Annotated in this window: 5 protein-coding genes and 1 pseudogene; 3 read left to right on the top strand and 3 right to left on the bottom strand. The window is 38.5% G+C overall.

The window, feature by feature from the left end; genetic code table 11:
• Positions 1-178 precede the first annotated feature (178 nt).
• The 3 genes from NSTCB13_RS31625 to NSTCB13_RS31615 all read left to right on the top strand — a co-directional run bounded on the left by NSTCB13_RS31625 (position 179) and on the right by NSTCB13_RS31615 (position 4244).
• Positions 179-892, top strand: coding sequence for a hypothetical protein (locus NSTCB13_RS31625; protein ID WP_448266496.1), 714 nt, complete (start codon positions 179-181; stop codon positions 890-892).
• A 63-nt stretch (positions 893-955) separates the two neighbouring features.
• Positions 956-2620 (top strand): tryptophan halogenase family protein, encoded by a 1665-nt coding sequence (locus NSTCB13_RS31620; RefSeq protein WP_448266495.1) that lies wholly within the window; start codon positions 956-958, stop codon positions 2618-2620.
• Positions 2621-2741: 121 nt separating this feature from the next.
• Positions 2742-4244, top strand: a complete 1503-nt coding sequence (locus NSTCB13_RS31615) for a flavin-containing monooxygenase (RefSeq protein WP_448274994.1) — start codon at positions 2742-2744, stop codon at positions 4242-4244.
• 145 nt (positions 4245-4389) lie between these two features.
• Here the strand turns inward: NSTCB13_RS31615 and NSTCB13_RS31610 are convergent, their stop codons facing one another.
• The 3 genes and pseudogenes from NSTCB13_RS31610 to NSTCB13_RS31600 all read right to left on the bottom strand — a co-directional run bounded on the left by NSTCB13_RS31610 (position 4390) and on the right by NSTCB13_RS31600 (position 12100).
• Positions 4390-10008: an ATP-binding sensor histidine kinase gene (locus tag NSTCB13_RS31610; protein ID WP_448274993.1), complete on the bottom strand. Its 5619-nt coding sequence runs from the start codon at positions 10006-10008 to the stop codon at positions 4390-4392.
• A gap of 429 nt (positions 10009-10437) precedes the next feature.
• Positions 10438-11650 (bottom strand): annotated as a pseudogene (gene cbiE, locus NSTCB13_RS31605) (precorrin-6y C5,15-methyltransferase (decarboxylating) subunit CbiE).
• A gap of 45 nt (positions 11651-11695) precedes the next feature.
• A complete protein-coding gene (locus NSTCB13_RS31600; protein WP_445626576.1) occupies positions 11696-12100 on the bottom strand; it encodes a VOC family protein in 405 nt (134 codons plus the stop codon).
• Positions 12101-12111: the final 11 nt, after the last annotated feature.

The raw sequence follows: 12111 nt of genomic DNA, 5'->3' as shown, positions 1-12111 counted from the left end.
CCTGCAATATCACAAATTAGACATTATTTGCTATTCAAATAGTGGGTTTTGAGCTAATGATTATCAAAAAAGCTTTGAGAATTTAACAACCAAAGCTTAAGCAGATTACCTTCCCACAACAAAGTCGGAAAGTTACTTCTGCTTGAATATTAAACATTGAAACTCAGCACAATTAAAAATGCAACAAGTACTAGCATTGATTGAACAAAAAAAACAAGAATTTGCTCAAGTGCCATTGTTTAATTTTATGCAACAGAAAAGTATAAATCCCAGACAAAGGTTAGCTTGGGCACCATGTGCTGCTCATTTTATTATGAATTTCGGAGAACTGAATAAGTATTTTTTGCGAGTAGAACCAACAAACGATCCAATTCAGACATTAATTAACAAACATACTTATGAAGATGACCATCATTGGTTGTGGTTTCTGGAAGATTTGAAGAATTTAGAATTTGACAAAACCTTGCAATTTAGTGATGCATTGAAATTTCTTTGGAGTGAAGAAACTCAGAATGCTCGCTGGTTGAGCTATCAACTCTATCGATATACTTTGCAAGCTACTCCTATTCAAAAACTAATAGTCATTGAAGTTACCGAAGCAACAGGTAATATAATGTTTTCTATAGCAGCAGAGATTGGCAAAGAAATTAAAGCAATTACCCAAAAACCATGCCGATATTTTGCAGATTTCCATTTGGATGTTGAAACTGGTCACATGACAGGTTCATCTGGAATAGATCAATTGTTACAAGATATTCCACTATCAGAAGCAGCCCAACAAGAAGCTTTTGAACTGGTTGAAAACTTATTTACAGTTTTTACCCAATTTACAAATGGTCTTTTGGTATATGCGAAAAACCATCAAGTTGAGCAACTATTAAAAGCTGGATAAATTAACTAGCTTCTGGAAATGGACAATTAATACTTAATTAAAGCCGCAAAGAGAAATTTTACTATGTCACAGCACGTACAAAATGTTGTAATTGTCGGTGGTGGTTCAGCAGGTTGGATGACGGCAGCTTATTTGAGCAAAGCCTTGAAAAAAAATGTTCAGATTACCTTGGTAGAGTCTTCTAATATTACAAAAATTGGAGTTGGCGAAGCAACTTTTAGTAGCATCAAGTCATTTTTTGATTTTCTGGGATTACAAGAATATGAATGGATGCCAAAATGCAATGCTACTTATAAGATGGGGATTAAATTTGTTGATTGGAATTCCGATCGAAGACACTTTTACCACCCTTTTGAAAGATTTGATTTTATTGATGGATTCAGTATCTCTGAATGGTGGTTAAAACTTAAGAGTGCCAATGAGGCATTTGATTATTCCTGCTTCATGGCACCGACGCTGTGCGATCGCCAAAGGTCTCCGAGATATCTTAATGGCAAAATCTTTGATGATAGAGTAGAACATTTATTCTCAGAGAAACATTTTTCTGACAAAAATCTCATCACACTTGCTGATGCTGAAGGTCAATATCCTTACGCCTACCATTTTGATGCAAATCTAATTGCTAGATTCTTGAAAGATTATTCAATACAGAGGGGCGTGAAACAAATTGTTGATGATGTGGTAGATGTAAATTTAACCGAAGATGGAAGCATAGATAGTCTCAACACTAACGAGCATGGCATTATCAGTGGAGACCTTTTCATTGACTGTAGTGGTTTCCGTGGTCTTTTGATTAACAAAGCTCTTGGTGAGCCATTCATTTCTTATTCAGAGTCGCTACTGTGCGATCGCGCGATCGCCATACAGATACCAAGCGATATTCAGAAAAATGGCATCAACCCTTACACAACTGCAACTGCTCTCTCATCAGGTTGGGTCTGGAATATACCTTTGTATGGCAGAGATGGTACAGGATATGTTTATTCCAGCGCCTTCATCTCTGCACAGGAAGCAGAACAAGAATTTCGCCAGCATCTAGGAAATGTCGCTGATAATTGCAAAGCTTCTCATATCCAAATGAGGATTGGACGTAACAGAAACTCATGGGTGAAAAACTGTGTAGCAATAGGGCTTTCCAGTGGATTTGTTGAACCATTAGAATCTACTGGCATATTTTTTATTCAGCATGGAATTGAAGAGTTAGTCAATCACTTTCCAGGGAAGTCGTTCAATGAAGAGTTGATCCGCAACTATAATAGAGCGATCGCTAACTGTCTAGATGGTGTTCGGGACTTTTTGGTACTCCATTACCGTGCCAGCGATCGAGCAGATACAAAGTTTTGGCAAGCAACTAAGCAAGAAATTAAAGTTCCTACGGAACTGCAAGAAAAGTTAAAGTTGTGGAAAAGCAGATTACCAAATAAAAAGAATATCAATCCATATTTTCATGGGTTCGAGACATACTCTTATTCGGTAATGTTACTTGGACTCAATCATAAGCCTGAAGCTAGTTTACCTCTGCTGGAGCATCTTGACGACGAGAAGGCGCTAGCTAAATTTCAGGCAATTAAAGAAAAAGCCAATTACCTGAGTACAAATCTACCCTCTCAATATGAATACTTAACTTATGTAATCAAGTCTCAAGAACATTCAGAATACCTCAAAGACAATCATTTTCCGACTTCATCAGTTAACGATAGCGCATATCAAATTCCTGTGCCAATCTAATATAGAACTTACGCAAACAATAGTCAAAACTTTAATTTTCAGGTAAGTAAGGGCAATTCATGAATTGCCCTTACTGCGTGTATTTTTCCGTAAGTCCAATAATAATTAAGGAAAATCCAAGATGACAGCGAAACAAATATGCGTGATTGGGGCAGGAGTGAGCGGATTAGTCTCAGCCAAGACATTTATTGAAGAAGGTTACGAGGTTACATTGTTCGAGAAGCAGCAGGAACTTGGCGGTGTGTGGGAAAGGTCGAGAGCTTACCCAGGACTGTCGCTCCAAAATCCCAGAGACACCTATGCTTTCTCAGACTATCCTATGCCTGCCTCTTATCCAGAATGGCCTTCAGGAGAACAAATATGCGCTTACCTTGAATCCTATGCCCAACACTTTGGTGTCACAGAAAAAATTCAATTCGGTGCAAACGTAACTAAAGTGGAGCGCAAATCAGGAAATACTCCTGGATGGATAGTTAGTGTTAGCTTTCAAGAAAATGGTAAGGAGATCGGAAAACAAAATTATAACTTCGACTTTGTGATTGTGTGCAATGGTCTTTATGATATTCCCTACATTCCTAACTTGCCGGGAATGGAAGAGTTCATTGCCGCCGGAGGTAAGGTAATACATAGTAATAACTTTAATGACGCCTCTGTAATTGAGGGTAAGCGCGTGGTTGTTGTCGGTTTTGGCAAGTCAGCCACCGATTTGGCAAATTTCGCAGCTAGCAAGGCTAAGGAATGTACCCTTGTGTTCCGTCAAGCGCTGTGGAAATTTCCCAACTTCTTTCTCGGTTTGTTCAACATCAAGTATATTTTCCTGACTCGGTTTGCAGAAACTTGGATGCCCTATCATAAACTTCAAGGATGGGAAAAGTGGCTGCATAGTTTTGGCAAGCCACTAGTGTGGGCATTCTGGCGGCTGAATGAGACTATTATGCGTTTACAGTTTCCTCTTGATGCTTGTGGGATGGTGCCCAAACAGCCGATGAACAAATTGATTGGTTGTAGTGTCGGCTTGGTGCCTGAAGGCTTTTTTGAACATGTACGCGCAGGCAAAATTCGTGCTGTGAAGACAAAAATCAACAAGTTTTTTGCTAGTGGTGTCGAATTGGATAACGGGGAGCAAATACAGGCAGATGTGGTTGTCTTTGGCACAGGGTTTCTTCAAGATATCCCCTTTTTAGAAGAGAAGTATCGCAGACACGTATTTGATGAGCAAGGCACTATCCATCTTTACCGCCATCTCATTCACCCTCATGTTCCCCAGATGGGTTTTGTTGGTTATAATTATACTTTCTGTGCCCAGTTATCAGCAGAAATTGGTGCTAGGTGGTTATCAGAGTATGTCAAAGGAAATTTACCTTTACCATCCCCGCAACAGATGTTAGAGGATGTAACAGTAGAGTTGGAATGGAGGAGGAAAGATAGACCCTATGCTTTCGTTAGTGGAGCATGTGTGACTCCTTTTACATTCCATTACATTGATGAGTTGCTTCAGGATATGGGGTCTTGGCACCCGCCGCAAACAAGGAAACCTGCTTGGAGAGTTGATGATGCCAGCAGATCCATCTGCCTACAAGAATCTCCGACAGGAATTACAGGCAAAACAACAGCCATCTCTTAATGATTCTGCGATCGCGGCAAGTGTAAAGGTAAAAAGCGTTCTTTGATATCTCCATAATACGGTTCGATGAAGTTCTAAACCGAACTGTATTATGAAGAGTGCAGAGTACTAAAGAACCTAAATTTTTCAGTATTAACAGCTTGTTTTACTGTTGCATTGGAATCTCGATCGCAAACTCAGTTCCCTTTCCTGGAGTTGATTCACAGCTTAACTGACCTTTATGTTTGTCCACTACCACTTGATAACTAATTGACAACCCCAACCCCGTACCACTTCCTACTGCCTTAGTGGTAAAAAATGGATCGAATATTTTTTGCTGTACCTGTGCAGTCATCCCATAACCGTTATCAGCAATCCGAATCTTCAATGTATTTACTTCTCCTAGTTCAGTACGAATACGAATCTGAGGATTTTTCCTTGGAGAATCTTCTCCATTGTTGTAGTCCTCTAAAGCATCGATCGCATTACTTAAAATATTCATAAACACTTGGTTAAGTTGACCGGCATAGCAAATAACATCCGGCAGTTGTGCATATTCTTTTAATACCTCAATTTCCGCGCGATTATTATTTTCTTTTAGTCGGTGCTGCAAAATCATTAGGGTACTGTCGATGCCTTCATGGATATTGACAGGCTTCATTTCCGATTCATCTAGACGAGAGAAGTTACGTAAGCTCAGAATAATATTTCGGATACGGGAACTTCCCACCTTCATCGAATCGAGAACCCTTGGCAGGTCTTCTCTCAGAAATTCTACATCCATTTCCTCGATTTTCTGCTCCACTATTGCTGAGGGATGGGGATATTGTTGCTGATAAATGTTAATCAAATCTAGCAATTGTTGAACATAATCACTTGCGTGAGTGATATTACCATGAATAAAATTGATAGGGTTATTAATTTCATGGGCAATTCCCGCCACCATTTGCCCTAACGAAGACATTTTTTCACTTTGAATTAATTTACTTTGGGTACTTTGTAATTCTTCTAGAGCTTCTTGCAAATGCTGATTTTTTTCGTTTAGTTCTGCTGTTCTTACTAGCACCTTTTTCTCTAGTATATGGCTGTATTCCTCCAACTGCTCATTCGCTTTAGCCAAATTATTGTAGAGAATGGCATTTTCTAAAGAGATTGCAGCTTGGATAGTTAAAAGCTTGAGAACTTCTAGGCGATCGCGTGTAAATGCTGCTGTAGTTAAATTATTTTCTAGATAGATCAGCCCCAGCAATTTCCCTTGATTAAGCATTGGAATACATAATATGCTTTTTGGTTGCTCGCGGTTAATATAACTATCTATCGCAAAAGAAGCTCGATCTGTAATGTCATCAATTACTAATATTTCTTGGGTTCGTTTGACATAATTAATCAGAGAAATAGGAACAATATCGCTAGACTCGAAAGGAATAGATAAAAACTCTGTGTGAGTATCTCTAAAAGTTGAAGCAGAACTAATTGCAGCAATAGTTAAGTCTAAATTATTAGCTTCACTCAATATCAGCACACATTTAGAAGCTCCTGCATTCTCCATCACAACTTCCATTAAAGTAGAAAGAAGTGCCTCCAATTCAATTTCTCCAGATACAGCTTGAGAAGCTTTAATGACAGTTCCCAAATCTAACATATCTGAAATACTAGTGTTGGAGCCAATGACAGTTTCATTCGTCACCAAAGTAGATTTATTGCTAAGTGTAGATAGATGTAGACTCAGTTCAGGTAAATTATTTTCACTGTAAGAATAGCTAAGTTCTTCTTGCTGAATCGTGGGGAGAAGTAATTGAGGATAGCGTTTTTGCAAATCATAAACTTTGGCTAATGCTCCCCAGCGAACATAGCAATAATAGGCATCAGTCAGGTATAATTGAGCAATTTTTTGTTTACCCCATTCGAGATAAAATTTAGCCGTTAATTCACAAGCCAGAGCTTCTTCATTAATGTAGTCATTTTCTTTGCTAAGGGAAATAGCGTTCTCGTAATTATCTATCGCTTCAAGATATTGACCAAGAACTCGATGCCGTTCCGCCTCTACTAAATGAAATTTATGTAAGTAATTCATTGGAGCATGATGTGCCCAATGTGCTATTTTTGCTTGATTTTCTATAACTTTTTTGAGAATTTTTTGTTGTTTATCTTCATCAACATCAGGGTACAAAGCAAGCTGTACTAATGAATCATAAAAATAGAATTGAACACTGATTATCATTCCTAGACCAGCATATAAATACTGTTCTGCCTTCAGAGAATTTTCAAGTGCTTGGGAATAATCTGTAAATAGGTAACATAGTTGTAGTTTACAAATAAACAAGCAAATAATTGCAACTCCATCATTAGCTGCTATATGAATCGGTAACATTGTTTGCTCATTATATGCGTCACCAATTAAACAACAAGAATTTTCTGAAGAACCTAACAAATTCAATACCATCTGGCGATATATTTCATTCCAATGAAAAACCCGCTCTTGCTTTATTTGTTTGATAGCATTGCTATGCGTTGCCATTTCCTGCTCAAGAAGAACTAATTCCTTACCAATAAAATATGCATAATAGGAGTATGTATAAAGACAATAAGCCCCAAATTCTAAATCTCCTGTTTCTAAATTGTTAGAGTAAACTTCTATCAAAGGTTTTAAAGTATTTCTAACATGTTCTTTCCAGGGTTTGATCAGTTGATTATATGTTTGAATTACCTTCAACATAACTTCTTGAGTTTGGAATTTGCTCAACATACTTTCAGCCAGTTTACCAAATCGATAGCCAGACTCAATATCTCCCACTACACTGCACAATATAATCCCATAAGCAACATACACGAATGCAGATAAAGATGCATTGCCATATTTAATCGATAAGTTGATCTGATTCAGAACTATTAATGGAAACAATGTGGGAACAACTGTGTAGGTAAAAGCAGTTATATTAGATAATATACGTATCACTACTAATGACCGAGAGTCCGTCATTTGGGGTAAATTAATTAAATCTTCAATACTCCTGCCGCTTAGATGTGATGCTGTTTCTGCTAATGCTATTTCAATATCAGACTGCTGAGGATTACAGGGAAAGTCTACTCCTAATAATTTTAAAAATCCTAGTGCAAGATTAACAGCTTCTAGTGCTTGACCCTGTGCGCCATAAGCTTGAATTTTTACTTCATAGACTTTCACTTTTTCTAAGAGTGTTTTAGCTCTTACTAATACCACCTCTGCCAATTTCTCCATCTGCTCAAAGTCGCCAGCCAAGTATGCTGCTTCTGTTGCTATTTCATACAAAGCTAGAGTTAGCTCATATTTTATCTCCCAACTATTATCTGCTAGTAGCTCAATTCCAGTAGTTAAATACTTAAGTGCCGATGAATAAGCTGTTGATACTAAAGCTTTACGCCCAGCGATTAGATTCATTTCAGCTAACTCATTACGTTTAGCTTGATGGATGATAAATTCAGCTGCAATATTCAAATGATTGACAAGTTCAAAAACATTTTCTTCCCGTTCGGCAACTGGGGTATTTTTCAAGAGAAGCAGCCCAATTTTTAAGTGCATTTGCTTGATTTGGTCTTTGGGTATTAGAGAATAAGCTGCTTGCTGAACTCTATCATGTACGAATTTATATCTGGGAAGTTGAGAATTAGTTGCTGAGAAATTTTCTGATTCTCTACTTGAAAAGCTTAATAGTTGTCTATCATTTTCTGGTGCCAAATTATAACTATCTTTTTGAAGTATAATCAGTCCTTCAAGTAATGCTTGCCATAATTCTGATGCTGTATCTATTACAGATTTTTCATTAACAAGTGATAATGTTTTTAAGTCAAACTCATTACCAATACAAGCAGATATTTTTAATACATTTTGTACATTCTGGGGCAATTTTCCTATTTGTATGCCCATAAACTCTACTACATCATCTGTAAAAGATAATGTTTTAATTTTGGTAATATCATACTTCCAATAGCCAGCATCAAAATTTAATTCAATTAGTCCATCATCATATAATAATTTGAGAAATTGAGATGTAAAGAATGGATTGCCTTTAGTTTTGAAAAACACCATTTGAGTCAGAGATACAGCAATGACTTCTGGACAACGTAGCGTATCGGCAATCAGATGATTTAAATCAAGTTGACTTAAAGGTAAGAGTTTAAATGTATTAATTACTCCTCCAACTTTGGCAATTTCTTGCAGTGTCAAATTTAAAGGGTGTAGATTTGAAACTTCATTATCTCTATAGGCGCCAATTAGTAGCAAGCTACCTTGACTTTCATATGTTTTCTCTGTATCTTTAGCAAGGTGAGAAGAAGTTCCATCCATTAATAGTTGAATAAATTTCAAAGAAGCCGTATCTGCCCATTGCAAATCATCTAAAAAAATGACCAGAGGGTGCTCTTTCGTAGTGAATACTTGAATAAATCTTTGAAACAATAAATTAAAGCGATTTTGAGCGGCGCTACCAGTAAGTTCAGCAGATGGGGGTTGTTTGCCAATAATTATTTCCAGTTCAGGAATTACATTAATGATTACCTGAGATTGCGTACTCAATGCCGATAAAATTTTGGTTTTCCACTGTTGAATTTGGGCGTCTGTTTCGGAGAGTATTTGACTAATTAAATCTTGCAAAGCTTGCACCAATCCTGACAACGGAATGTCACGCTGGAATTGGTCAAACTTACCTTTGATGAAGTAACTACGCTGTCTAGCAATGGGTTTGTGGACTTCATTAACCACAGCAGTTTTACCAATCCCTGAGTAACCAGAGACTAAAATCATTTCCGTATTTCCCTTTGTCACCCGGTCAAAAGTAGTGAGGAGAATTTCAATCTCTCTTTGACGACCATAAAGTTTTTCAGGAATGGCAAAATGATTTGAGATATCCCGAATTCCTAATTCAAAGGCTGTAATATTTCCTTTCTCTTGCCATTGGTTTTGACATCTCTCCAAGTCATACCTGAGTCCATGAGCGCTCTGATATCGGTCTTCGGCATTTTTTGCCACCAGCTTGCTGATAATATCAGATAAAATTGTGGGAATATTAGAGTTAATATGACTAGCTTTTGGCGGCTCTTTGGCAATGTGAGAGTAGACTAACTCCATCGGTTCAGTAGTACTAAATGGTAACTGCCCTGTCAGGAGTTCAAAGAAGGTGATACCCAAGGAATAAAAGTCGGTACGGTAGTCTATACCACGATTCATGCGTCCTGTTTGTTCAGGGGAAATATAAGCTAGAGTACCTTCTAGGACATTGGGATTTGTGAGAAATTGAATTTCTTTTGGTAATAGAGTTGCAATACTAAAATCGATGATTCTAGTCTTACCCGTTATCGGATGAATCAAAATGTTAGCGGGTTTGATATCTTTGTGAATTATGCGATGGCGATGTAATTGTTCTAAAGTTGCACTAATTTCAATAGCAATATCGAAAAACTCACTCAATGAAACAGAATGATTTCCTTTTTTCTGCTCTTCTTGTTGCCAAAGATTCAGGGCAATACCACCAAAGTCTTCCATTACTATCACATACCTATTGTGATATTTTTCTAGATTTATTGGTTTGACTATGCCTGGAATTTGAAGATTTTGGGTAATAGTGTACTGATTATGAAACTGATTAATTTCAGCAAAACTAGGATCTTCATTACGCATCAATTTTAAAATAACTGATTGCCGATCTTTTTCATTGATAGCTCGATAAACTAAGGTTTTTTTACCTGAATATAATTGCTTAATAATGCGATAGCCAAGTATAGAAAATAATTTATCTGATTCTACTAACATTGCATTTAGCTATGATAATTTTCTTTCTCTGGTTTAGTATACCCAGAGCATAGTAGCTACTATCAGTGAGTCATGTAATTTTGTAATGTGCTAAAAATTAGAATTATTAATCACCAATTGGCAGCAGATTGTAGGTAACTGAGCTATAAGAAGCTCAGTGTATTAACGGGTAATGAGTGGCTATTTATGTTTAGTTTCTTCAAAAAGCGAAAATTGAAAAATGCTGCGATCGCACATAAATATTAGACATTTTAACCGCAGACAGATATTCATTTTGCTGTATCTAAAGGTAGAGGATATACTCACAATTGTTCATAGTTTTGACAGCAAGATACATTTGACAGAGTATAATGTGTATAAAACAATTAGAATTTACGTAAGTTATCACCAAATTACAAAAGCGATCGCACTCATAACTTTATTCAATTTTTAAGACTTCACTACTACCCATTGCGTCACAGCCGCCATTGCTCGCCAACCTAAAAATTTACCAATAGGTTCCGCTCGCTGAATGGCAATACGAGTTAAATTGCCACCGACTTGTTCATACCATTGAAATAAAGTTTGCTCGCCCTCTACTGTGACAACATTGGCCACTAAACGTCCACCCGGCCGCAGTGCTTCCCAGCAAACATCAAAAAGTCCGATTGCTGTAACCCCACCACCAATAAAAATAGCGTCTGGTGCTGGCAAATCTTTCAGGCTATGGGGCGCTTTACCTTCAATGATTTGCAGATTTGGAGTACCGAGAGTGGCAGCGTTGTCAGCAATATACAGTAGTCTAGACGAGTTTTGTTCGATCGCGATCGCTCGACATCGCGTATTACTCCGCATCCATTCAATTGAAATTGAGCCGCAACCCGCGCCCACATCCCACAATAACTCTCCTGGTGTGGGTGCTAAAGCTGCTAGGGTGATTGCCCTAACTTCACGCTTCGTTAACTGTCCATCGTGGCGGTAGGCGTTATCTGGTAATCCTGGTAATCTTGGCAATGGGATAACCCCAGTATCAGCAATACAATCAACTGCGATCGCATTCAAAGCCGCAACTTCGATTTCACTCCAGGATGCAGCCGTACCTTCCACAATTCTTTCATGAGCGCCGCCCATACGCTCCAATACGGTGATTTTACTGCCACCATAGCCGCGATTTGTCAAAATTTGAGCAACGAGGGCTGGTGTATCTTTCCCCTCACTCAAAATCAACAGCCGCGCTCCCGGATAAATGTAGGACTGGAGTATGGAGGATGGACGACCATTCAAACTCAAGGTTTCTACCTCAGTCAAAGACCATCCCACCCTGGCACAGGCGAGGCTGAAGGCTGAAGGTGCGGGGATAATCGTCATTTCAGAGACGGGAATTCGCCGCATTAAGGTGACACCAATGCCGTAACACATCGGATCGCCGCTTGCGAGTACGCAGATTGACTGACCCCCGGCGCTGAATGATTTCCTCTACTGAAGCACTAATGGGAGATGTCCAGACTAGTTTCTCACGTCGATCGTCTGTAGGAAGCATTGCTAAATGGCGATCGCCTCCCACAATTACTTTCGCTCGATCGAGTAAAGAAAGAGCGATCGCGCTTAACCCCTGTAATCCATCTTCCCCAATGCCAACAATAGAAAGCCATTTCTGTATCATGCTAATTCATGATTAATTACTTCATAACGTTGTTGGCAGGAACTTTTAACTGATAATTCCGAGATTGTTGTAGATTTCGATGAGATTGCCATCGGGATCGCGCAAATGAGCTGTGCGGATTCCCCAGCTTGGGCGATCTCGTGGTTGAGTCACAACGAGCGCATTTTGAGCCTTTACTTGCTCATAGACCTCATCCACGTTATCCACTGCCAAAATCAAGACTATTTTATCTCGATTGACAACGTATGAAGGCTGTTCAATTCTTGGGACTACTTCAGCCATTAATTCTTGTTTGAGTAAACCCAGCTTGAGATATCCGGTATTAAACTCAGCATATCCGGTATTTTCATCGCCCCAATCGACATCAAATTTCAGCAGATCCCGGTAGAACAGAAAAGAATCTTTGTAGTTGGAGACAAGCAGTCTCAGGTGTGTTAGCTGAAGCTTCATATCTGTTGGGT

This window comes from Nostoc sp. DSM 114160, from assembly GCF_053470305.1.
Note: the sequence above shows the minus strand (reverse complement) of the source record. Positions and strands in the feature narration are given on the sequence as shown.

What these genes read in the sequence shown, in the direction of transcription:
- NSTCB13_RS31625 (WP_448266496.1), top strand. Translation starts at nt 179, where the DNA reads ATGCAACAAGTACTAGCATTGATTGAACAAAAAAAACAAGAATTTGCT.
- NSTCB13_RS31620 (WP_448266495.1), top strand. Translation starts at nt 956, where the DNA reads ATGTCACAGCACGTACAAAATGTTGTAATTGTCGGTGGTGGTTCAGCA.
- NSTCB13_RS31615 (WP_448274994.1), top strand. Translation starts at nt 2,742, where the DNA reads ATGACAGCGAAACAAATATGCGTGATTGGGGCAGGAGTGAGCGGATTA.
- NSTCB13_RS31610 (WP_448274993.1), bottom strand. Translation starts at nt 10,008, where the DNA reads ATGTTAGTAGAATCAGATAAATTATTTTCTATACTTGGCTATCGCATT.
- NSTCB13_RS31600 (WP_445626576.1), bottom strand. Translation starts at nt 12,100, where the DNA reads ATGAAGCTTCAGCTAACACACCTGAGACTGCTTGTCTCCAACTACAAA.